The organism is Kitasatospora sp. NPDC087315 (assembly GCF_044744345.1).
Lineage (GTDB): Bacteria > Actinomycetota > Actinomycetes > Streptomycetales > Streptomycetaceae > Kitasatospora.
This window is the reverse complement of record NZ_JBIUYD010000043.1, coordinates 24,155-45,633: the sequence shown is the minus strand read 5'-3', so window position 1 is coordinate 45,633 and position 21,479 is coordinate 24,155. Positions and strand designations below refer to the sequence as shown.

16 protein-coding genes and 1 CRISPR repeat array are annotated in these 21,479 nt (G+C 71.1%); of the genes, 8 read left to right on the top strand and 8 right to left on the bottom strand.

The genetic code is table 11. From position 1 onward, the window contains the following. Positions 1-17: 17 nt before the first annotated feature. The gene (locus ACIO5D_RS37260) at positions 18-590 is read right to left on the bottom strand and encodes a maleylpyruvate isomerase N-terminal domain-containing protein (RefSeq protein WP_400800667.1); all 573 of its coding nucleotides are present in this window, start codon (positions 588-590) and stop codon (positions 18-20) included. Positions 591-646: 56 nt separating this feature from the next. Next, entirely contained in the window at positions 647-1,498 is an 852-nt protein-coding gene (locus ACIO5D_RS37255; protein ID WP_400800664.1) for a toll/interleukin-1 receptor domain-containing protein, read from the bottom strand. Between the two features lie 256 nt (positions 1,499-1,754). On the opposite strand from ACIO5D_RS37255, the gene ACIO5D_RS37250 reads away from it, so the two are divergent. Beyond that, the gene (locus tag ACIO5D_RS37250) at positions 1,755-2,402 is read left to right on the top strand and encodes an NAD(P)H-binding protein (RefSeq protein ID WP_363614733.1); all 648 of its coding nucleotides are present in this window, start codon (positions 1,755-1,757) and stop codon (positions 2,400-2,402) included. 94 nt (positions 2,403-2,496) lie between these two features. Here ACIO5D_RS37250 and ACIO5D_RS37245 read toward each other — a convergent pair whose 3' ends face one another. Further along, positions 2,497-3,279 (bottom strand): dioxygenase, encoded by a 783-nt coding sequence (locus ACIO5D_RS37245; protein ID WP_400800661.1) that lies wholly within the window; start codon positions 3,277-3,279, stop codon positions 2,497-2,499. A 158-nt stretch (positions 3,280-3,437) separates the two neighbouring features. Between ACIO5D_RS37245 and ACIO5D_RS37240 the strand changes: the two genes are divergently transcribed. From ACIO5D_RS37240 to ACIO5D_RS37225, 4 genes are all read left to right on the top strand, one after another. Next, the gene (locus tag ACIO5D_RS37240; protein ID WP_363614758.1) at positions 3,438-3,905 is read left to right on the top strand and encodes a MarR family transcriptional regulator; all 468 of its coding nucleotides are present in this window, start codon (positions 3,438-3,440) and stop codon (positions 3,903-3,905) included. A 161-nt stretch (positions 3,906-4,066) separates the two neighbouring features. Beyond that, positions 4,067-4,465: a hypothetical protein gene (locus ACIO5D_RS37235; protein WP_363614729.1), complete on the top strand. Its 399-nt coding sequence runs from the start codon at positions 4,067-4,069 to the stop codon at positions 4,463-4,465. A 148-nt stretch (positions 4,466-4,613) separates the two neighbouring features. Next, entirely contained in the window at positions 4,614-5,168 is a 555-nt protein-coding gene (locus tag ACIO5D_RS37230; protein ID WP_363614727.1) for a molybdopterin-dependent oxidoreductase, read from the top strand. A 124-nt stretch (positions 5,169-5,292) separates the two neighbouring features. After that, the gene (locus ACIO5D_RS37225; RefSeq protein WP_363614725.1) at positions 5,293-5,658 is read left to right on the top strand and encodes a nuclear transport factor 2 family protein; all 366 of its coding nucleotides are present in this window, start codon (positions 5,293-5,295) and stop codon (positions 5,656-5,658) included. A 27-nt stretch (positions 5,659-5,685) separates the two neighbouring features. Here ACIO5D_RS37225 and ACIO5D_RS37220 read toward each other — a convergent pair whose 3' ends face one another. Together ACIO5D_RS37220 and ACIO5D_RS37215 are read right to left on the bottom strand one after the other, a co-directional pair. After that, positions 5,686-6,684 carry a hypothetical protein gene (locus ACIO5D_RS37220; protein ID WP_363614723.1) on the bottom strand — a complete coding sequence of 333 codons (999 nt, stop codon included), beginning with the start codon at positions 6,682-6,684 and terminating at the stop codon, positions 5,686-5,688. Positions 6,685-6,836: 152 nt separating this feature from the next. Beyond that, the gene (locus ACIO5D_RS37215; protein ID WP_363614721.1) at positions 6,837-7,964 is read right to left on the bottom strand and encodes a hypothetical protein; all 1,128 of its coding nucleotides are present in this window, start codon (positions 7,962-7,964) and stop codon (positions 6,837-6,839) included. A gap of 86 nt (positions 7,965-8,050) precedes the next feature. Between ACIO5D_RS37215 and ACIO5D_RS37210 the strand changes: the two genes are divergently transcribed. After that, positions 8,051-8,578, top strand: coding sequence for a GNAT family N-acetyltransferase (locus tag ACIO5D_RS37210; RefSeq protein WP_400800657.1), 528 nt, complete (start codon positions 8,051-8,053; stop codon positions 8,576-8,578). A gap of 106 nt (positions 8,579-8,684) precedes the next feature. On the opposite strand, the gene ACIO5D_RS37205 is transcribed toward ACIO5D_RS37210, so the two are convergent. The 3 genes from ACIO5D_RS37205 to ACIO5D_RS37195 all read right to left on the bottom strand — a co-directional run bounded on the left by ACIO5D_RS37205 (position 8,685) and on the right by ACIO5D_RS37195 (position 12,252). Beyond that, entirely contained in the window at positions 8,685-9,329 is a 645-nt protein-coding gene (locus ACIO5D_RS37205; RefSeq protein ID WP_400659789.1) for a LysE family translocator, read from the bottom strand. A gap of 66 nt (positions 9,330-9,395) precedes the next feature. Further along, positions 9,396-10,406 carry a LacI family DNA-binding transcriptional regulator gene (locus ACIO5D_RS37200; RefSeq protein ID WP_363614715.1) on the bottom strand — a complete coding sequence of 337 codons (1,011 nt, stop codon included), beginning with the start codon at positions 10,404-10,406 and terminating at the stop codon, positions 9,396-9,398. Positions 10,407-10,459: 53 nt separating this feature from the next. Then, positions 10,460-11,708: a CRISPR direct-repeat array (repeat unit 29 nt; unit sequence GGGACCAACCCCGCACGCGCGGGGAGCAG). Between the two features lie 232 nt (positions 11,709-11,940). Continuing rightward, positions 11,941-12,252 (bottom strand): hypothetical protein, encoded by a 312-nt coding sequence (locus ACIO5D_RS37195; protein ID WP_400800654.1) that lies wholly within the window; start codon positions 12,250-12,252, stop codon positions 11,941-11,943. Between the two features lie 267 nt (positions 12,253-12,519). On the opposite strand from ACIO5D_RS37195, the gene ACIO5D_RS37190 reads away from it, so the two are divergent. Next, positions 12,520-13,566 carry an alpha/beta hydrolase fold domain-containing protein gene (locus tag ACIO5D_RS37190; RefSeq protein ID WP_400800652.1) on the top strand — a complete coding sequence of 349 codons (1,047 nt, stop codon included), beginning with the start codon at positions 12,520-12,522 and terminating at the stop codon, positions 13,564-13,566. Positions 13,567-14,542: 976 nt separating this feature from the next. Continuing rightward, positions 14,543-21,418 carry an SDR family NAD(P)-dependent oxidoreductase gene (locus ACIO5D_RS37185; RefSeq protein ID WP_363614329.1) on the top strand — a complete coding sequence of 2,292 codons (6,876 nt, stop codon included), beginning with the start codon at positions 14,543-14,545 and terminating at the stop codon, positions 21,416-21,418. Positions 21,419-21,479 lie beyond the last annotated feature (61 nt).

The following is a 21,479-nucleotide window of genomic DNA, read 5'->3' as shown; positions in this document are numbered from 1 at the left end:
CGCCCCGCCCCCGGTCACTAGGAGACCAAGGCCGCCCGCCAGGTCCACGAGGCCTTGCGCGGGCGGCCGTTCAGCTCTCCCCGCCCGGTGCACCAGAGCAGGACGTCGGCCGGTTCGCCCGGCGGCGCGTCGGGGAACAGCCGGGCCAGCACCGCGGCGCAGAGCCCGGCCGGCGGCTGCCAGGGCAGGCCGAGGCCGCGGGTGATGTCGTGGGTGTGCAGCAGGGTCTCGGCCACGCCCATCGCGGCGAAGCCGGGCGGGTCGCAGGGGCCGTGGTGCCAGGCCCGCAGCCCGGGCGGGGCCGCGTCCAGGGCGGTGGCCAGCAGGTGGGCGCAGGCCGTGACGACCGCCAGCACCTCGCCGGGGTCGGCCTGTTCGCGGACGGTGAGGTCGAACGGCAGATACCGGTCGGTGGGCCGCGCGGCGAGCTGGCCGGCGTAGGCGAGCAGGTCGTGCGCGACATGGGCGGCCGTCTCCCGGCAGCTCCACTCCAGCAGTCCGGCCGGGGCCTCCCAGCCCGGCCCGGCGGTGTGCGGGCCGAGGGCCCGCAGCAGTTCGGCCAGGGCCGCGCGTACATCGTCACCGTTCATCACATCGCTCCTCTGCCCAGGGCGGCCCGCATCATGCGGGCGATCCCGGTTCGGCGCTACCCCACGATCTCCCCGTCGCAGTCGGACCCGCAGCGCCCGAGGTGGTCGATGCACCTGTACCGCAGACAGCCGGTGCAGATCCTGAGGTTCTCCATCGACCAGCTCTCGCGGTGGCAGGAGCAGAGCGTCCTTTCGCGGAGCCAGGCGTCCCAACCGGAATCTCCGCCGATGGCCGCGTAGCACCAGGCCACGTACTCGGCGACGACCGCGTCCTGCAGATCGCTTCGCCGCTTGGCTCCCCGGTGCCGGTCCAGCGGGGTCAGGAACCAGCAGTAGAGCGCGAAGAAGACCTTCCCGTTGACCAGCCAGTCCGCACCCCGGCCGCTCTTCTCCCAGGCCCGGGCCAGCTGTCCGACGCGCTCCCCGAACGGGCGCGAGGTGTCCATGACGACCGGATTCCCGCTCTGTGGCGGGGGCTTCCTGATTCCGGAGAGCAGGCCGACCAGGGTCGACACCCCGTTGTCCCAGTCGGCGGAGAGGTCCAGCCACTGGAGGTCGCGGAGGGTTTCCCCGCCCCCGATCGTCCGGTCGGGGATGTCATGGGCGGAGAGCTTCAGCGGAATGAACCAGGCCCGGTCGGCCGGATACTTCCGCAACTCGTCGATCGCGAGCACCAGCTCTTCGTTCATGTACGACTTCGACCGCTCGGCACAGTGGGAGGAGAAACACGCCAGGAAGAACGCCCCCTGCTCGATGGCCGACCTGATCGAGCTGCGCCACCGAGCGCCGGGCCGGATGGAGTCACGGTCCAGCCACACCTCGACGCCGCTCTGCCGTACGGCGGCGACAAGCCTGTTCACCGTTGGTGAATCCTCGCTGACATACGAGACAAAAGCATGTCCAGCCATTTCCGAACTCTCTTCTTCCGCCCGGACGACGTGGGGACTCCGTCCGGGCGCACCGCGCGATGAGCCGGTCGCCTGCGGCGGTTGCCCCTACTGCTTATCGTCAGTCTGACACAAGGTGGCTGATTCCACATCAGTTCCGAAGGGGTGGAGGGGAGTCCGTGCACGACCGCCGCCCGCGTGTCCACTCCGTCCGGCCGCGCGCCGGGTGCTACTGCTGGTGGGTATCCCCGGAACCACCCGAGAAGGCAGGTATCCCATGGCCAGAATCGCCGTGATCGGCGCCAACGGCACCATCGGCAGCGCCATCGTCGCGGAGGCGGTCGCGCGCGGACACCAGGTGACGGCCGTCGTCCGCGACCCGGCCCGCTACCAGGGCACGGCGAGGGCGGTCGTCCAGGGCGACGTCCTGAAGCCCGAGGACGTGGCCCGGGTCGCGGCCGGCCAGGACGTCCTGGTGAGCGCCGTCGGCGGCGGCGACGGTCCGGGCCACGTGGCGCTGGTCGAGCCGGCCGCCCGGGCGCTGGTCGAGGGCCTGCGGGCGCTCGGCGGCGAGGCGCCCAGGCTGATCGCGGTCGGCGGCGCGGGCAGCCTGGAGACCGCGCCGGGCGTCAAGGTCTGGGACGCCCCCGGCCTGCCGGACTGGCTGCTGCAGATCATGCACGCCCACGGCGCGGCCCAGGAGTACTTCTCGGGCGTCTCGGACGTCCGCTGGACCACGCTCAGCCCGGCCGCCGAGATCGGGCCGGGCGAGCGGAGCGGCCGCTACCACACCGGCCTGGACCAGCTGCTCACCGACTCCGACGGCAAGAGCTGGATCTCGGTGCCGGACTACGCGGCCGCCCTGGTCGACGAGATCGAGCAGCCCGAGCACATCGGCGAGCGCTTCACCTGCTGTGCCGCGTGAGCGCCGCCGGCCACGGCTGAGCGCACGAAGCTGAACGCCCGCAGCTGAACGCCCGCTGCGTTGTCCGAACGCCGCCGCCCGCCCCCGGCCGGCCTCAGCCCAGCTGGACCGAGCGCTTCGCGAGCCCCATCCAGAACCCGTCGATCACGCTGCGCTGGCTGCCGAGGTCGGCCTCGCCGGCGCCTAGGGTGACGAACAGCGGCGCGAAGTGCTCGGTGCGGGGGTGGGCGAGCCGGCCGGCCGGGGCCTTCTGCTCGAAGTCGAGCAGCGCGTCCAGGTCCTGGGCCTCCAGGGCGCGCCGGCCCCAGTCGTCGAACTCGGCCATCACCGAGGTCACCCGGCCGTCGGAGCTGAGCGCCCGCAGGTTGTGGGTGAAGAAGCCGCTGCCGACGATCAGCACGCCCTCGTCGCGCAGCGGGGCGAGCAGGCGGCCGATCTCCATCAGCCGCTGCGGGTCCAGGGTGGGCAGGGAGACCTGGAGGGCGGGGACGTCCGCCTCCGGGAACATCTCCACCAGCGGGACGTACGCGCCGTGGTCCAGGCCGCGGTCCGGGATGTCCTGGACGGGCGTGCCGGGGGCGCGCAGCAGCTTGCGCACGCGTTCGGCGAGCTCCGGTGCGCCGGGGGCGGCGTACTGGACCCGGTAGTAGTGCTCGGGGAAGCCCCAGAAGTCGTAGACCAGCGGCACGGTGGTGACGGCGCCGAGCGAGAGCGGCGCCTCCTCCCAGTGCGCGGAGACCATCAGGATCGCCTTCGGGCGCGGCAGTTCGGCGGACCAGGCGGCCAGCTCGCCGGGCCAGATCGGGTCGTCGGCGAGCGGCGGCGCGCCGTGCGAGAGGTAGAGGGCGGGCATGCGCTCGGGGGCCGCGGTGCTCATGGGCGTCTTCCTCTGGTTCCTCAGGTTGGTCCTGGTGTCGACGGGTGGATCCCGTGAAGCGGGCAATCCCAAAGTAGTTCAATTTTGAACCTCGACACGTCGACCGTACACCTTCGTTCGAATTTGAACAACAGGAGTACGCTTCCTCCATGTCCTCCTTGAACGAACCCCGCTGGCTGGACCAGGACGAGATGGCCGCCTGGCGGGGCTTCGTCGCCGCGAGCAACCTCCTCAACCGCCGGCTGGAACGCCAGCTCAAGGAGGACTCCGGCCTCTCCCACACCCAGTACGAGATCCTGGTGCACCTGTCCGGCGCCCCGGCCGGCTCGCTGCGGATGACCGAGCTGGCGGAGAAGCTGATCACCTCCAAGAGCGGCCTGACCTACCAGGTCACCCAGCTGGAGCGGATGGGCCTGGTCGGCCGCCGGTCCTGTCCGAGCGACGTGCGCGGTGTCTTCGCCGAGCTGACCGACCAGGGCCGGGAGGCGCTGCGGCAGGCCGCGCCCGGGCATGTCGCCCTGGTCCGCGAACTGCTGATCGACGTGCTCAGCCGTGAGCAACTCGCCGTCCTGGCCGAGGGGCTGGGCGAGGTCAGCGCCCGTCTGCGGCTCGACGACCGGGCGTGACCGGGCCCGCGGCCGGGTGACGGCCGCCCCGAATTCCTCTCGGGAAGCTTCCGGCCCCTCTGTCGCCCGGCCACCCCGACCGTGATCGAATATCGCCGAACAGCGTGACGGCCTGGGGCCGGAGGGGTGGGGGAGTGTTCGGCGAGATTCTGCTTGACCTGGTGACGGCTCTGTTCGTTCCGGATCTGGGCGGCGGACGACGTAAGCGCGAGCGGGACAGGGTGGCCTTCCACAAGGGGGAGGCGGTGACCTTCGAGGGCCTTGTCATCGGTGAGCCGCCGTACTGCCGTCCGTCCTACGGCTTTCTGCACGCCTCCCGCACCTCGCTCTGCACCTCGCCCACCAAGGAGGTCGAGACGCTGCGCCGGCCCCTGCCGCTGGACCGGCTGGAGCTGGTCAGGGTGCGCAGTCGGCAGAAGTCGGATCCGCGCGGCATCCGGCCGTACTTCGAGGTCGCCGAGTGCCGGGACGGCGGGGCGGAGGTCCTGATCGTCTGCGCCCCGGAGCACATGGCGTACGTCCGAGAAGCCCTCGGAGGCGGGTTCGGCGGATTTCATTGATCTCGCACCTGCTGGCCGGACGGGCGATCTGCCATTGCGCATACTGCTGAAAGAGTGCCCTTGAGGCCGCATCTGCGAATGCTGCTGCTCGCCCTCGGGTAGTCACTCTCCCGGGTCGCACCGGCGCGGCCCGGGAGGAGCGCGCCGTATGAGCCGCCAGTCGAGCCCCCTGCCGAGGTCCCAGTCGAGCTCCCTGCCGAGCCCGCCGCCGGTCCCTGGTCGGGGCGGGCCGCCCGCCACCGTCCGGCTGCACGGTCACCTCGACCGGCCCGCCGATCTGACCGTCGACCAGCTGCGCGTCCTGCCCGCGTACCGGGTCGAGGTCGTTTTCGACTGCCTGACCGGGGGCGAGCAGCGCCACGGCTACGAAGGTCCCGCCCTCTGGGACGTCCTGCGCGCCGCCGGCCCCCGGATCGACTTCACCGGCCGCAAACAGCGGCTCCGCTACCTGCTGGCGGTCAGCGGCGCGGACGGCCACCGTGCCGTCGTCTCCTGGGCCGAGATCGACCCGGACTTCGGTGGCCAGCGCATCCTGCTGGCCACCAGCATGGACGGCACCCCACTGGACACCTCCGGCCCGCAGCTGGTCGTCCCGGCCGACCGCTGCGGCGCCCGCTACGTCAGCGGGGTCACCGCCGTCTGGCTCGGCCCGCTCGACCCGCTCGGCGAACCGGGCGTGATCGCCGGGCCCGCGTCCGGCTGACACGCGCCCCCGGGGCCCGCGCCGTGCGGGTCCTGTACGGCACCCCCCAACTGGGCTCTGCCGCCCGCCGCTTGTGCGCGACCCCGGCGTGGCGCCTGACGGCGACTCGGGGAAGATGGGCCCCATGAGCATCGATCTCGCCTTCGCGCAGCGCTTCGCCCGGGAGTGGGCCGCCGACTGGAACTCCCGCGACCTGGAGCGCATCCTCGCCCACTACACCGACGACGTGGTCTTCGCCTCGCCCAGGATCGTCCAGTTCATCGGCGATGCCTCGGGTGAGGTGCGCGGCAAGGACGCCCTTCGCGCGTACTGGGCCAAGGGCCTGGAACTCCTGCCCGACCTCCACTTCACCCTGGAGGACGTCCGGGCCTCGGTCGACACCGTCGTGATCAACTACCGCAACGAGCGCGGCCAGGCGGTTGCCGAGGTGCTGACCTTCCGGGACGGACTGGTCTGCCGGGGCCTCGGCGCCTACGGACCGGAGGCCTGACCGGGCTCGCTGCGGGGGTGTTCCGGTTCAGCCCGCAGTCGCCGTGCGGACCTCGGCCACCAGGGCGCGCCAGTCCACCCGTCGGGGCGTTCCGTCGGCCGTGGCGCGGTCCGCGCGGCTGTCCGTTCGGGCGGCGGTCCGTGCGGCCGCGCGGGTGGTGGCCGCCTCGGTGCGACAGGCCCGGCACCGCCGTTCGCCGCTCACGGGGCGGAAGGCCCGCTCGCAGCCGTGGCAGGTGGCCAGCCCCGTCGGCGGCTCGGCGGGAGCGGCCGGTTCCCCGGGCATCTTGCCCTCCAGCCGCCACCGCAGCAGCGCCGCAGGGGACTTGACCCGCGCCGGCAGCCCGGCCGTGAGCGCTTCGTGCAGCGCGGCCGAACTCACGCCCCTGGCCAGCCACTCGGCCGCCAGTGGCGCCAACGTCCGCGCCTCGCGCGCCCCGAGCAGCAGGCGGGGATCGCTGCGCCGCAGCTCCAGCAGCACCCGTTCGGCCGCCGCCAGCGTCGGCGCCGTGGCCGTAGGGGTCGCCGTGCGCTCCAACTCCGTCTCCGTGCCGGTGGTTTCGGACGGGACCGGGAGGGGGGAAGTGTTCTCCCCGGGTGTTACCTCAGGGAGGTCGGTGCCGGAGGCCCGACCGTCCGCCGCGCCGCACGTTCGTTTCCCGGCACCCGGGCGCCGGTCGCGGCGGTCGTGGAAGTGCTCGCCGAACAGCCGCTGCGCCTCCGCCGCGCTCAACGGCACGCTCGACACCAGCGATTCGGTCCGCATCTGCCCGGCCGGGTCGCGCCACTTGGTGGTGTGCAGCAGTCCGGCGCGGGCGAGTTGGCGGCGCGCCCGGTCCGAGGTGATGCGCCCGCCGGTGAGGCCGGCGGTCAGCGCCGTCACCGTCGTGGTCCGGGCTTTCGCCGAACCCAACGCCAGTGCTCGGACAAGCAGTCGAAACGCGGAGTCCGACAACTCCTCGTCCCACACCAGCGCGTTGGCAATCTGCGTGAAGTCGCGTGACGGCGCGATAGCATGCAACAGCATCGTCAGTGGCCTTTTTCCACTTGGCGGATGAAGAGCCCGGCCAGGTGCGCTAACACGTGGCCGGGCTCGCCCCATTCTTCGGGGGCGACCCGTTTCTGGCGGTCACGGTACACCCAAATGACGCCCCGTCAACACGCTGCGCATTGAAACGATTACCCGCTGTGGTGATGATTTGTGTCCTTGACCGGCCGCAGCTCCGGCGCCAGCGGCTCCGCCTTCGACAGCTTCACCGCCGTCCCGCGTGCCAGGTCGAACGCCGCCACCGGGTCGTTCTCCTCCGTCCACGGATGGCAGCCGCACCACGGGCCGATCGCCCGGAACTGCTCCAGCGCCACGTCGTACAGTTCGGCCTTGCCGCTGTAGTGCGCGAGCAGGTGCCGGAGCGCCGGCAGCCGCTCGTCGTCCGCCGGGACCAGCGCCAGCGCGCCCGCGACCGCCCTCAGCCGCCGCTGCGTCGACTCGGCGGTCAGCATCGAACCGACGGTCTTGCGCTCCTCCCGCTCGGCGAGCGCGTGCAGATAGATCCCGGCCAGCGGACTGCCCTCCGGCGCCCCGTCCATGGCGCGCTCGGCGAAGGCCATCATCTGCTTGTCGGAACCGAACCACTTGGCGCACCAGTACTGCATGGCCTGCCAGTGTCCCTGGTAGTGGTGCGGGGCCCGCTCGACCAGCCCGCTCCAGAGCGGCTCGAACTGCTCCGGCTGGTACCGCGCGCCGCGCGCCGCCGTCACCATGACCACCCACGGACCCGGGTTCTCCGGAGCCAGCAGCGTGGCCCGGCGCGCCGCCTCGATCGCGGCGGGCAGCAGCTCCCGGAACTTCGCCATGTCCGCCGCGGGCACCTCGTGGGCGTACGCGGAGCCCCGGATCGCCCACGCGGTGTGCACCAGGTGGCTGGCCTCCACGGTGGCGGCGTCGCAGTTGCCCGGGTCGGCCGAGCGCCAGGCCGTCAGCCAGGCGTCGTCCTCCTTGGCGATCGCCCCGAGCAGCTCCAGCCGCGACCACCGCTCGTCCCAGTCCCGCCCCGCGGCCTCGACGAACGCGGCGGCCGGCCGCCAGTCCCCGCCCCAGGCCGCGTCGGCTATCGCCTGCGACTCCTTGCGGCGGTGAACGGGCAGCGGCGGCCCGGCCCGGCGCGGGTCGAGCCGTTCGCGCGGGGCCAGCCCGTACGCGGCCGCGTCGAACTGGGTCTGCGCCCAGTCCGCCGCCTTGGACTGACGGGTTTTCTTGAGCGCGAAGAAGACGAGAACGGCCACGAGAAGGACCAGAAGATGTGTCACGAGGGAGCATCATCCCTGGTCGGAAGGGGTGAGGGCAACGTAAAAACGACTCGCCCGACGGCCTTTTCCGTGGAAACATGCCCTATATGGGGACGATTCTGCACGGCGCCCGCGTCACTCTCCGTCCGGCCACCACGGACGACATTCCGGCCCTCGCGGCCATCCGCGCCGCACCCGAGGTCTACGAGCGCTGGCGCGGGGGTGACGACCTCGCGGACGCCGTCGCCTCGGACCTCCAGGAGAGCGACACCGAGAGCCTCGCGATCGAGCTCGACGACCGCGTCGTCGGCGCCATCCAGTGGTACGCCAACAACGACGACGAGTACCGCCACGCGGGCATGGACATCTACCTCGACCCGGCCACCCACGGCCGCGGCCTCGGTGCCGACGCCGTCCGCACCCTCGCCCGCCACCTGGTGGACGACCTCCACTACCACCGCCTGATCATCGACCCGGCCGCCGACAACCAGGCCGCGATCCGCTGCTACGCGAAGGTCGGCTTCCGCCCGGTGGGCACGATGCGCCAGTACGAACGCGGCCCGGACGGGACGTGGCACGACAATCTGCTGATGGACCTGCTGGCCGACGAGCTCGTCGATGAACCCCGTCCGTGAGTGGACGGTGCCCGGGCAGGCGGCTCCGGTGAAGCCGAGCGTGTAACAGAGCACTGAGAGGTGGGAGTTGGCGGTTCTTATTCCTCGCCTCTACACCACTGCACCTCTACGCGCTTTCGACCGCTGTGCCGATCCCGAGCGCCAACAGCACGCCGCCCGTGGTCCGTTCGAGCGCCCGGTGCACGCGCGGACGCCGCAGCCAGGTGAGCGCCCGGGTGGCGACGACCGCCACCGTCAGCAGCCACGCCCCGGCGATCACGGCGTCCACCACGCCGAACAGCATCGTGGTGGCGAACCCGGCGTTCCCGTCCGACAGGAACTGCGGCACCACGGCGACGAAGAACACGCCGACCTTGGGGTTGAGGAGACAGCTCAGCAGCCCCTGCCGGAACGCCCGCGCGGCGGTGGGTGCCGGGGTGGGCGCTGACGTGGGCGCGGCGTCCGCCGGTGTCCCGTCCGTGCTCTTCCCCGGCCGGTACCGCCAGAGCGCCTGCGCCCCCAGGAACACCAGATACGCCGCCCCGGCCAACCGGACCACGGTGAACGCGGTGTCCCACCGCTGCAGCACCGCGGCCAGCCCCAGTGCGGCGAACATCGCCCAGACCAGCGACCCGGCCGCCGAGCCGAGGGCGGTCGCGGCACCGGAGGCCCGGCCACCGCGCATGCAGTTGCGCAGCACCAGCAGGGTGTCCGGGCCGGGGGCGATCGTGATCAGCAACGCGAAGAGCGCGAAACCGGCCAGAGCCGTCATGGGAGGGTGCTCCTTCTTCTTCCCGTTCCTCTTGTCCTGCTCGGCTCGTTCAGCTGCTCGGCTCGTTCAGCAGCCGCAGGACCGCCGGACCACCAGGCGCGCCGGGAACATCCGCGCACCCGCCTGACCCTCCTGCGGTTCCTTGCCCAGCACCAGATCGACGGCGGCCCGCGCCATCTCGTCCTGCGCGGTGGCGACGGTGGTCAGCGCCGGCCCCGCGATGACGGCCTCCGCGATGTCGTCGAACCCGGCCACCGCCAGATCCTCCGGCACCCGGATCCCCAGATCGTCGGCGGCCCGCAGCAACCCGATCGCCTGGTCGTCCGTCGCGCAGAACACGGCGGACGGCCGGTCGGGCCGCGCCAGCAGCACCAGCGCCTCGGCATGGGCCCGCACCCGGTCGAACGGCGCCGACGTCAGCCGCCCCTCCGTCGCCAGCCCGGCCTCCGCCAGCGCCGCCGCCCACCCGGCGGTCCGGCCGGTCACCGGATCGTTCGGGCTCAGCGCCAACGTCCCGCCGAAGCAGTGCACCTCCGCGTGCCCGTGCCCCAGCAGATGCCGCACGACCTCCCGGGCCCCGCCCTCGTCGTCCGCCACCACGGCAACGCCGCTCTCGGTCTCCGCCCGGTGATGCAGCAGCACCACCGGAGTTTCGTTCCCCGCCCCGAGCCCGGCCACCCCGGGCACCGCCGGATCCTGCGTGACCAGGATCAGCCCGTCCACCTGCATACCGAGGAACGCCCGGATGTAGTGCGCCTCCCGCTCGTCCACATAGTCCGAGTTCCCGATCAGCAACAACCGCCCCCGCGCCGCGGCCGCCTGCTCCACCATGTGCGCCAGCCCGGCGAAGAACGGCTGCCGCGCATCCGGCACCACCATCCCGATCAGGTTCGTCCGCCGCCGCGCCATCGCCTGCGCGACCCCGTTCGGCCGGTACCCCAACTCCTCGACCGCCGCCAGCACCCGCGCCCGCGTCGCGGCAGCGACGGGCCGCGGCCCATTGTTGATCACATAACTCACAACCGCGGTAGACGTCCCCGCCACCCTCGCCACATCGTCCCGCGTCACCCTCGCCATGCCCGCGAGCCTACACACCACCCCTGACAGGCCGATTCGCTGTCCATAACGGCCGGTGGAGCCCCGCCGGGGCGGGGAGCAGGCCGCGGACCAGCCGGGACCGCCGCCAGGCGAGGGACCAACCCCGCACGCGCGGGGAGCAGGATCTGCTGGAGACGGAGCCGGACCTGGAGGCGGGACCAACCCCGCACGCGCGGGGAGCAGACCGGGTCCGGAAAGTCCCAGTTGGCCGCGGAGGGACCAACCCCGCACGCGCGGGGAGCAGATTTCAGGCGGCGGAGACGGTCTCTCGATTCAGGGACCAACCCCGCACGCGCGGGGAGCAGCTGGCCGTTCTCCGCCTGGATCGCCGCCACCTCGGGACCAACCCCGCACGCGCGGGGAGCAGAGGTTGGGGACCAGGCGGGTGGTCTGGGTTTTGGGACCAACCCCGCACGCGCGGGGAGCAGCGGTCCGCTGCCGTGCCCCCAGGGCCGCCTCGGGACCAACCCCGCACGCGCGGGGAGCAGCCCGCGGACAGCGTCCGGACAGCACCGACCCAGGGACCAACCCCGCACGCGCGGGGAGCAGGGGTCGAGGGGCTTGCCGGGCGCCTGCGGGCTGGGACCAACCCCGCACGCGCGGGGAGCAGGCCGGCGCCTTCGCCCTGGGAGAGCGCAGCCCGGGACCAACCCCGCACGCGCGGGGAGCAGGACGCCAGCTTCTCCGCCCCCGCGATGTCCTTGGGACCAACCCCGCACGCGCGGGGAGCAGCGATCGCGGCGAGTTTCTGACGGAGCGGTGGCGGGACCAACCCCGCACGCGCGGGGAGCAGGACCCGGCCCGTGCGTTCGTCCGCCTGGTGCAGGGACCAACCCCGCACGCGCGGGGAGCAGGGTGGGCGGCTCCACGATCAGGCAGCCCTCGTGGGACCAACCCCGCACGCGCGGGGAGCAGAAGGTCTGCGCGCAGCTGCTCATCGCCTCGCAGGGACCAACCCCGCACGCGCGGGGAGCAGGAGCATCCAGATCAGCGGGTCTGGCCGACCGTGGGACCAACCCCGCACGCGCGGGGAGCAGGTCGCCTTCATCGGGTGGCGGGTCTACGAGCTGGGACCAACCCCGCACGCGCGGGGAGCAGGGGGTCCCGTACCGGGTCCCGTTTCGGGTTCCGGGACCAACCCCGCACGCGCGGGGAGCAGCCCAGACGAGCGAGCGCCAGGTACGCCGCGTGGGGACCAACCCCGCACGCGCGGGGAGCAGATGGGACTGTCGGCCTTCTTGCCCTTGCTGATGGGACCAACCCCGCACGCGCGGGGAGCAGTCTTGCTGACCTGCGACTTTAGCTGGCCGACTGCCCGATCTGTGCAACTTTCAGTGAAACGGACATATCGACCATTCCTTTCCGTGGGTCGGCAGCAACGCCAACTTTGCTGCCCGAGCCGGGTTGTGCCAGCAGGCACGGGCCGCGCGGCAGCCTATCCCGCGTGCCCCCGGTTCCGGCCGCTCGCAGCGTCGGACGGAAACCTGGCCGTCGCATCCCAGGCGGTGAGGCGTCAGGCCATCCGTTCGACCGCCTCGAAGATGTCGGCGTCGGTCTCCTTCTGCGACTCCGGCAGTGCGCCCCAGTCCGCCACGTAGCTCGGCTTCGGGTCCTCGATGTACTTGTGGACCTGCGCGAGCCGGCAGAGCGCGACGAAGCGTCCCTTCTGCTCGCGTATGAGCCCGGCCGTCGTGTCGCCACACACCTTCGCGAAGTCCCGCACCTTCCCGAACACCGCTGCCGCGGAACGACGTTTCCAGTCCGGCGTCTCCTCCCGCTGAACGATGTGTCCCGGCTTCGACTTCCCGGGGAAGTGCCGCTTCACCCCGGTGACCCACGCTCCTCGGAAGATGCCAGTCGTCGTCGGTCATTGCCGTTGCTCCTTCTCGTCAGCCGGCACGGGACAACGTCGAGATCTGGTGGTGCAGTTCAGCTCCGGGCCGACGACCTCGACCTGTAGCCCTCGCCCGGCAGGTGATTGACTACACCGCATGGACCTCGCGCGAGCGTTCCCCGCATGCACGGACGTGCTGACGAGCTGTTCCGACCGGGATGTCGGCCGGTATTCCCTCGCCCGACGGGATGGCCTGGCATGAGCATCGGTGGCATGTCGCCGGAGCCCGGCCCTGTCCCGAAGGCCTGGGAGGCGCCACCTTTCGACCCCGAACTGAGTGCGGCGCTGGCGGCTTTGGGGGACGAGGCAAGGGAGCCGCTCACCCCGGAGAACCTCGCGGCCCGGCAGGAGCGGGATGTTGCGGCCCGGCCCAGGCCGACGGTCCGGGATCTCCGGGCCGGCGGCCGCTTCGAGGTGGACGAACTGCGCGTGCCAGGAACGTCGGGCGGGCAGGACGTCACGCTTGTGAGTGCGCGGCCCGCCGGGATCGCCGGGCCGTTGCCGCTGCTGTACTACATGCACGGCGGCGGAATGGTCATGGGCAATGCGTGGTCCGTACTTCCGCAGCTGCTCCACGAATGGTCTCTCACACTGGAGTTGGCCGTCATTTCGGTCGAGTACCGGTTGGCACCGCAGGCGCAGTACCCCGGGCCGCTGGAGGACTGTTACGCCGGATTCGTCTGGGCGGCCGCGCACGCGGCCGAACTGGGCATCGACGCGGACCGCACCATTGTCGGAGGGAAGAGTGCCGGCGGCGGACTCGCCGCGGCACTCGCCCTGCTCACCCGTGACCGAGGCGGGCCCACGCCGATCGGGCAACTGCTCCTGTGCCCCATGCTCGACGACCGCAACAGCACCTTCTCCAGCCACCAGATGGCCGGCATCGACACCTGGGACCGAACCTCCAACGCAACCGCGTGGCAGGCGCTGCTGGGCGACCAGTACGGTGCGGCGGACCTGTCGCCCTACGCCGCCCCCGCCCGCGCTACGGATCTGTCCAGGCTGCCCCCGGCCTACATCGAGGTCGGATCGGCCGAGACCTTCAGAGACGAGGACGTGGCCTACGCCAACGCGATCTGGCAGGCCGGTGGCCAGGCCGAACTGCACGTATGGCCCGGAGCCTTCCACGGCTTCGACTCCTGCGCGCCACAGGCGGCCCTCACCCAGGACGCCCGTAACGCCCGTTACCGCTGGCTTCGGCGCATCCTCACCCAGTCCGATGCGAGTAACGGACCTGCCTGCTGAGCGCGTTACGGCGGCCGGGCGATTGAAGTCGGGAGTTCGTCGTCGGTGCTCAGCAGGTCGGGCAGGTGCACTTGCGCACCGCTTCCACGAACTTCGTCGACTTCTCGAACTGTTCGGGAGGAGCCGGCCGTGGAGGCCAAGCCCTTCGAGCTACTGGGACCAACCCCGCACGCGCGGGGAGCAGCTCGGCTGCGGCCCTCTGATCTGCTGGTTCCATGGGACTCTCGGCGGCGGGTGAATCGCGGTTTCGGTGACGCTCCGTGACTCCGGCACGGAGAGTGATCCAGCACCTCGTTTCACCCGCCGCCGACATGCAGCTCGATCCCACGGGCGGCCTGCCCAGCAGCGCGCGGGCGGGGCAGCGGTCAGGTGTTCACCGGTCGGGGTTCAACAGGTCCGCGGCCGCCGGGTGCTGCGCGGGGTTGGTGCGGGTACGGTTTAAGGGAAGGCGCGGCCGTATCGGGACTCTGGGGCCCGGCCATCGGGGCTGGGTGTCCGGGGGGTGCGCCTGGGCTGTCGTGCGCTGTTTCGCCTGGCCGCGCGCTCCTTGCGGGAGTGCTTCCGGTTTCACCACGGGAGGTCCGTATGGGCATTGTCCGTATCCGCCTGCACGACGGACCTGAGCAGCTTCCGGCGCGGGGTGGCCGGGTGCGGGTGCACCGGTACGAGTGGTTCTACTGCACCCGCATCACCGAGTAGGCCCCGCCGTGCTTACCGCTCTGTCGCCGGTGAGCCTGCGGGAGACATCCGTATCGTCCGGCCGGGCGATTGGAGTCGCAGGCCCCCGCGGAGGCGGTGAGGCGGATCTGTGAGGCGTCGTCGGCTCCGGAGTTCCCGCGGGCTGCCGTGTCCGGCCCGTTCTCCGAGCGTACGAGTCACCGCTGTCCTGGGTCTGTGCGCACCGGCCCGGAACCCAGGGTCTGCCAGAGGGTGAACGGCCAGCTGTTGATGGCCGGCGTCGCCCTGGATAGGAAGGATGAGCAACATGTTCACGGAGCGTAAGCCGATTGCGATCGTGGGAATGGCTTGCCGGTTTCCGGGCGGGGTCGAATCACCGGAGGATCTCTGGCGCCTTGTCACCGATGAGACTTGCGTGTCGGAACCGTTGCCTCGGGACAGAGGGTGGGATCCGGAGCAGTTGTTCGATTCGGACCGCGGAGCGGGCGGGAAAACCTATGTTCGTAGTGGTGCCTTCCTGACGGATGTGGCCGGGTTCGACGCTGATTTCTTCGGTATCAGTCCGAGGGAGGCCCTGGGGATGGATCCTCAGCAGCGTCTGCTGCTGGAGTGTGCGTGGGAGGCGTGCGAGCGGGCGCGTCTGGACCCGCGGGTACTGCGGGGGACAAGGACCGGGGTCTATGTCGGTGCCACCGAGAGCGGCTACGCGGCCTGGGCGGAGCGGGGTGGTACCGAGGCCGATGGGTACCTGGTGACGGGCAGCACTCTGAGTGTGGCTGCCGGCCGCATCGCCTACGTTCTGGGTCTTACCGGTCCGACTCTGACGGTCGATACGGCATGTTCGTCGTCGTTGGCGGCTCTGCATCTCGCGGTGCGTGCTCTTCGGGCGGGCGAGTGCTCCATGGCGCTCGCCGCCGGGGTGACGGTGGGTGCCGGGCCTCAGTACCTGCTGGAGTTCAGCCGTCAGCAGGCACTCGCTGCCGATGGGCGCTCGAAGGCCTTCGCCGCGGACGCCGACGGATTCGCTCTGGCCGAGGGGGTGGGGACCCTCTTGCTGGCCACACCGCTTGAGGCGGAGCGGCTGGGGCTGCCCGTACTGGCGATGGTCCGTGGATCCGCGCTCAACGAGGACGGTGCGAGTCAGGCACTGACCGTTCCGAGTGGGCCCTCACAGCGGGAGGTCATCGCACTGGCTCTGGCCGACTCCGGGCTCGTATCCGCAGATGTGGATGCGGTGGAGGCCCATGGCACCGGTACAGCGGTGGGCGATCCGATCGAGGCCTCATCGATCGCCGCGACCTACGGCGCCGGGCGCCCGGTGGACCACCCTGTGTGGGTGGGGTCGGTGAAGTCCAACATCGGCCATTCCCTGGCCGCTTCGGGTGTCGCCGGAGTGATCAAGATGGTGATGGCCATGCGGCATGGCATTCTGCCCAGGACATTGCACGCGGCCGATCCTCACTCCGGAGTCGACTGGACGGCCGGTGGGATGCGCCTGCTGAACGAGCAGCGGCCCTGGCCGCGGACGGGGCGGCCCCGCCGGGTGGGGGTTCTCGGGTACGGGATCAGCGGTACGAACGCGCATGTGATCCTCGAAGGTGTTCCGTCGGCTCCGGGCCGGCCGCAGCCCCGGTCCGGGGTGGAGGCGGATCCAGGGGTGTGGCTTCTGTCCGCTGACGGTCCCGAAGCGCTCCGGGAGCAGGCCCGGAGGCTGGCTTCCGCAGTACGCGGTTCCCCGTCCCCGAACGCCCGGAGTCTGGGGCGGTCGCTGATCACCACCCGGACGTCCTTCGACCACCGGGCGGCGGTGGTGGGGACGGATCCGGAGTCCTTCCTCGCCGCCCTGGACGTGCTGGGCAGGGGAGAGAGGGATCCCCGTGTGGTGACCGGGGTCCGCCGTGACGAGCCCGGTGCGGTCTTCGTGTTTCCGGGCCAGGGCGCGCAGTGGCCTGGTATGGCGCATGAACTGCTCGCTACTTCACCGGTGTTCGCCCGTTCGATGCAGGAGTGTGCCGAGGCGCTGGGCGAATTCGTGGAGTGCGACTTCATGAAGGTCGCCCGCGACATGGATGTTCCCGAGCGTGTGGATCTTCTCCAACCGCTGCTGTTCGCCGTCTCCGTCTCCCTGGCCAAACTGTGGCAGTCCTACGGTGTGAGCCCGGCCGCGGTCATCGGACACAGCCAGGGCGAGATCGCCGCCGCGCATGTGGCCGGTGCGCTGAGCCTGTCCGACGCCGCCCGTGTCGCCGCGTTGCGCAGCCGTGCGCTGGTGGCCATCGCCGGCGAGGGCGGCATGGTCTCCTGCACGGGTAGCGGCGTGGACGCACTGCGCCGGTACGCGGCACGGTGGGGAGGGCAACTGGAGGTTGCCGCCGTCAACGGGCCCGGCAGCGTGGTGCTGGCCGGTGGCAGGGACGCCATCGAAGAACTCCTCGCCCAGGCCGAGGCCGACGGTATCGAGGCGCGACGCGTCAATGTCGACTACGCCTCGCACTCTTCCGCTGTCGAGGCGGTCCGCGGACGGATCCTGGCGGATCTGGCCGCGCTTCGGCCCCACGCGCCCGAGACCCCCTTCCTGTCGGCCACGACCGGAAACGACATCGGCGATGCGCTGCTGGACGCGGACTACTGGTACCGCAATCTGCGGCAGACCGTGCGCTTCGACGAGACGATCGGAGCGGCCCTCGCGGCCGGGCACCGTCTCTTCCTGGAAATCAGCCCCCACCCCCTCCTGGCGCCGGGGATCCACGAGACCGTGGACGGCGCCGCTGGCGACGCGACGGTCCTCACCACGCTGCGGCGCGACGACGGGGGGATGCCCCGGTTCCTCACCGCGCTGGCCGAGGCCCACTGCCATGGTGTGCGCGCCGACTGGAGCTGGGCGACGTCCGGGGGCGAGGACACCGACCTGCCGACCTACGCGTTCCAGCACAAGCGCTTCTGGCTGACTCCGCCGAAGAAAGCGGCCACTGCCGCGACGGCGGGACTGCGTACAGTGGAGCACCCGTTCCTCGAACTCGAGATCGACACCGCCCAGGACGGCGGCCGGATCCTGACCGGCAGGCTCTCCCTGCATGCTCATCCCTGGCTGGCCGACCACGCGGTCAAGGGCAGCGTGATCCTGCCCGGCACCGCGGTCATGGAACTCGCCCTGCAGGCCGCACAGCAGATCGGCCACGCACAGGTCAGTGATCTCACCCTCCTCACACCGATCGTCCTCCACCCGACGCAGGACCTGCTGCTCCAGATCGTCGTAGGCCCGGCGGACACGGCGGAGCAGCGCACGGCCACTGTCTACACCCGCGGAGCGGACGCTCCCGCCGACCTCGCCTGGGACCGGCACGCGCAATGGATCCTGGCACCCGGCGGGGAAAGCGCTCCGGAGACGACGGCACCATGGCCTCCCCACGACGCGGAGCCCGTGGCGCTCGACGGCTTCTACGAGCGGCTGGAAGCCGTCGGGTACGAGTACGGACCGGTGTTCCGGGGGCTACGGGCCCTGTGGCGCCACGGCGACCACCTCTACGCCGAAGTACGGCTCCCGGAGGAACAGCACGACACGGCCCACAGGTTCGCCCTGCATCCCGCCCTGCTGGACGCGGCCATGCATCCGCTGCTGTTGAACCTGCGCGATCCCCAGCGAGTGGAACTGCCCTTCAGCGTCGGCCGGCTGCACCTGTACGCCTCGGGTGCCACCGAGCTGCGAGCCCGCATCTCCGCCTCCGCCGGCGGTCCGGCGTCGGTCACGGTCACGGATACCGCGGGCAAGACGGTCGCATCACTGAAGGATCTCACCCTGCGCCCCGTGGGAGAGCAGCGGCTCAGCCGCCGCGACAACGCGTTCACCCAGGTATGGCGGCCGCTGCCGCTGCCCGCGCAGGCAGCGGTACGGAGCCGGCCGGACGTGGACGTCCTTGAGGTCCCGGTCCTGCCCACGCTCACGGAGCGGTTGTTCGCCGTTCTCGTGGGAGTCAGGAAACACCTCGCGGACGGGAGTTCCCCGGTCGTCATCACCCGCCAGGCCGTGGCAGTACAGGAAGGGGAGGACATCGGCGACCTCGGTGCTGCCGCCGTGTGGGGACTGGTCCGTACCGCGCAGAGCGAGCACCCCGGCCACATCACCCTCGTCGATCTCGACGACACAGAGGCCTCCCAGGAGGCCCTCCACCTCGCGCTGGCCTCGGGCGAGCCCCAGATCGCGCTGCGTAAAGGGCTCGCCTTCGTGCCCCGCCTGGCCACGCTGGACCCGGCCGCCCTGCTCACCCCGCCACCGGGCGCGACGTCCTGGCAGCTCGCCCCGGGGGAAGGCAACACCCTTGAGAGCCTGCGTCTGCGGGAGGCACCGGAAGCAGCCGTACCGCTCTCACCCGAACAGGTCCGCGTCGATGTCAGGGCGGCGGGCCTCAACTTCCGCGATGTGCTGGTGGCGCTGGGCGTGGTCGACCCCGGAGCCAGCCTCGGGCGTGAAGCGGCGGGAGTGGTCACAGAAGTCGGATCCGCCGTGGATTCATGTGCGCCCGGCGACCGCGTCATGGTGCTATTGGTGGGCCGTGACCGCACAGCCAGTGCTTTCGGACCCGTGGTCGTGGCAGACCACCGGGCGGTGTCCCCGATCCCGGACGGCTGGACGTTCACCCAGGCGGCCGGGGCTTCGGTGGCCTTCGCCACCGCCTCATACGTGTTCGAATTCCTGGCCGCTCTGAAACCGGGCCAGCGTGTCCTCATCCACGCGGCCACCGGCGGGCTGGGGATGGCAGCGGTCCAGCTCGCCAAGCATCTGGGTGCCGAGGTCTTCGCCACGGCCAGCCCCGCCAAATGGGACACCCTGCAAAGTATGGGCATCCCTCTCGACCACATCGCCTCCTCCCGCACCCTGGAGTTCGAGCAGGCCTTCCTCACCGCCACCGACGGGCAGGGCATGGACACCGTGCTCAACAGCCTGTCCGGAGAGTTCATCGACGCCTCCCTGCGACTGCTCCCGCGCGGAGGCCACTTCATCGAAATGGGCGTCACAGATCTGCGCGACGCAACGGACGTCGCCTTCCGGCACCCAGGTGTCAATTACCTGGCCTCCGACCTTCTCGACATCAGGCTGGACGAACTGCGCACCGTACTCGGCCGTCTCACGGAGCACTTCCGCGCCGGCGACCTGACGCCCCTGCCCACGAGGGTCTGGGACCTGCCCCACGCCCGGTCGGCGTTCCAGACCCTCAGCCAGGCACGGCACACCGGCAAACTGGTCCTCACCATCCCCCGCACCATCGACCCGAACGGCACCGTGCTGATCACCGGCGGTACCGGCAGACTTGGATCCCTTCTCGCCCGGCACCTCGTAGCCACCCACCAGGCCAGGCACCTGCTCCTGACCAGCCGACAGGGCGGGAAAGCGCCCGGAGCCCCCGCACTGGCCCAGGAGCTCTCCGCCGAAGGCGCGACGGTCGACATCGTCTCCTGCGACGCCGCGGACCGCGACGCCCTGGCCGCCGTCCTCGCCACCGTCCCTGCCGAACACCCCCTCACCGCCGTCATCCACACGGCCGGCGCCCTGGACGACGCCGTTTTCCAGTCCCTGACCAGCCGACAACTGGACAGGGCACTGCGCCCCAAAGCCATCGCCGTCAACCACCTGCACGAACTCACCCAGGACGCCGACCTGGCAGCCTTCGTCCTCTACTCCTCCGCCTCGACCGCCATCGGCCAGGCCGGCCAGGCCGGCTACGCCGCCGCCAACGCCTACCTCGACGCCTTGGCCCACCACCGCCGCGCACGCGGCCTGCCCGCCATCTCCATCGCCTGGGGACTGTGGGCCGACAGCAGCGCCATGACCAGCCACATGTTCACCAAGGACAGCTCAACGGACCGCGCCTCACGGACCGTCTACCGCCCCCTGTCGGCCGACGACGGACTCGCCCTCTTCGACACGGCACTGGCCGTCCAGAGCCCCTACCTGCTCGCGGCTTCCTTCAAACAGCAAACCCTCCAGGCCCAGGCCGAAGAAGGATCGCTCGCCCCGTTGCTGCGTGACCTCACCCGCGCTCCTGCTGTCCGCCGGACCACGGAGGAGAAGGACCTGTCGTGGCCACAGCGGGTCCGCGACCTCCCGCACGAGGAGCGTCTTGAGGAACTGACGACCCTGGTACGCGCCCTCGCGGCCGACGTCCTGGGCCACCCCGACCTCCAGGACATCCCCAGCGGGCGCTCGTTCCGCGACAGTGGATTCGACTCACTGTCCTCCGTGGAACTGCGCACACTCCTGGCCAACACCACCGGGCTGCGACTCGCCCCGTCCGCGGTCTTCGAATACCCCGACCCACTCGCCCTCGCCCGTCACCTCGAAGAACAACTCGCCTCCGAGCAGGGCACCGCTACCACTCCCCCCACGCAAGACCAGGAGGACACAGTCCTCATCACGGAGTTCACCACCGCCGTCGAGAGCGGAGACACCGAGACCGGAATGCGCCTGCTCCGCGCCGCCGCCCGTCTGCGCCCCACCTTCACCACCCCCGAACCCTCCGACCTGACACCCCCGGACCAGCTGTCCCACGGTACGCAGGCCCCCGCGCTGGTCTGCCTCCCCTCACTTCCCTCGACCCCGCAGCGGCCGGAGTACGCGCAGCTGGCAGCGCACCTGGGCAACCACGAGATGTGGTCCCTCCACTATCCGGGCTACCACCCGGGGCAGGGCCTCCCGGAATCACTCACCACCCTTCTCGACATCCTCGTTGATGCCACCGCGCAGATCACCGCGAAAAACAAGCCCTTCGTTCTCCTCGGACACTCCTCCGGCGGCTGGATAGCACACACACTCGCGCAGCGCCTCGAAGAACACCGTCACCCGGCGAGCGGCCTGATCCTCCTCGACACCATCCCCGCAGCCGACACCCGGCACGAAATCTACGAGGCATCGGCCGGCCGTCTCGCCCAAGCCGTCGCCGGCGGCTTCTACGGCACCGCCGCACTCACCGCAACAGCGGCCTACGTCCAACTCATGGCCCACTGGACACCGACCCCCATCGACACCCCGACGCTCTACCTCCGGGCGACCCCCAGCCTGTCCTGGCCGGTACCCCACACACTGCGCCAAGCCACCGGCGACCACTTCACCATGATCACCCAGTACGCCTCCCACCAGGCGGACACCATCCAGCAATGGCTCCCCACAACCGTCCTCTGAGCGGGGCAGTCAGCCCTCCGGCACCGAAGGCGTCCTCAATCCCCTTCGCCCGACAGCCCTG

Coding starts and splice junctions, on each gene's coding strand:
- ACIO5D_RS37260 (WP_400800667.1), bottom strand. CDS start 590: ATGAACGGTGACGATGTACGCGCGGCCCTGGCCGAACTGCTGCGGGCC.
- ACIO5D_RS37255 (WP_400800664.1), bottom strand. CDS start 1,498: ATGGCTGGACATGCTTTTGTCTCGTATGTCAGCGAGGATTCACCAACG.
- ACIO5D_RS37250 (WP_363614733.1), top strand. CDS start 1,755: ATGGCCAGAATCGCCGTGATCGGCGCCAACGGCACCATCGGCAGCGCC.
- ACIO5D_RS37245 (WP_400800661.1), bottom strand. CDS start 3,279: ATGAGCACCGCGGCCCCCGAGCGCATGCCCGCCCTCTACCTCTCGCAC.
- ACIO5D_RS37230 (WP_363614727.1), top strand. CDS start 4,614: ATGAGCCGCCAGTCGAGCCCCCTGCCGAGGTCCCAGTCGAGCTCCCTG.
- ACIO5D_RS37225 (WP_363614725.1), top strand. CDS start 5,293: ATGAGCATCGATCTCGCCTTCGCGCAGCGCTTCGCCCGGGAGTGGGCC.
- ACIO5D_RS37220 (WP_363614723.1), bottom strand. CDS start 6,684: ATGCTGTTGCATGCTATCGCGCCGTCACGCGACTTCACGCAGATTGCC.
- ACIO5D_RS37210 (WP_400800657.1), top strand. CDS start 8,051: ATGGGGACGATTCTGCACGGCGCCCGCGTCACTCTCCGTCCGGCCACC.
- ACIO5D_RS37205 (WP_400659789.1), bottom strand. CDS start 9,329: ATGACGGCTCTGGCCGGTTTCGCGCTCTTCGCGTTGCTGATCACGATC.
- ACIO5D_RS37200 (WP_363614715.1), bottom strand. CDS start 10,406: ATGGCGAGGGTGACGCGGGACGATGTGGCGAGGGTGGCGGGGACGTCT.
- ACIO5D_RS37190 (WP_400800652.1), top strand. CDS start 12,520: ATGAGCATCGGTGGCATGTCGCCGGAGCCCGGCCCTGTCCCGAAGGCC.
- ACIO5D_RS37185 (WP_363614329.1), top strand. CDS start 14,543: ATGAGCAACATGTTCACGGAGCGTAAGCCGATTGCGATCGTGGGAATG.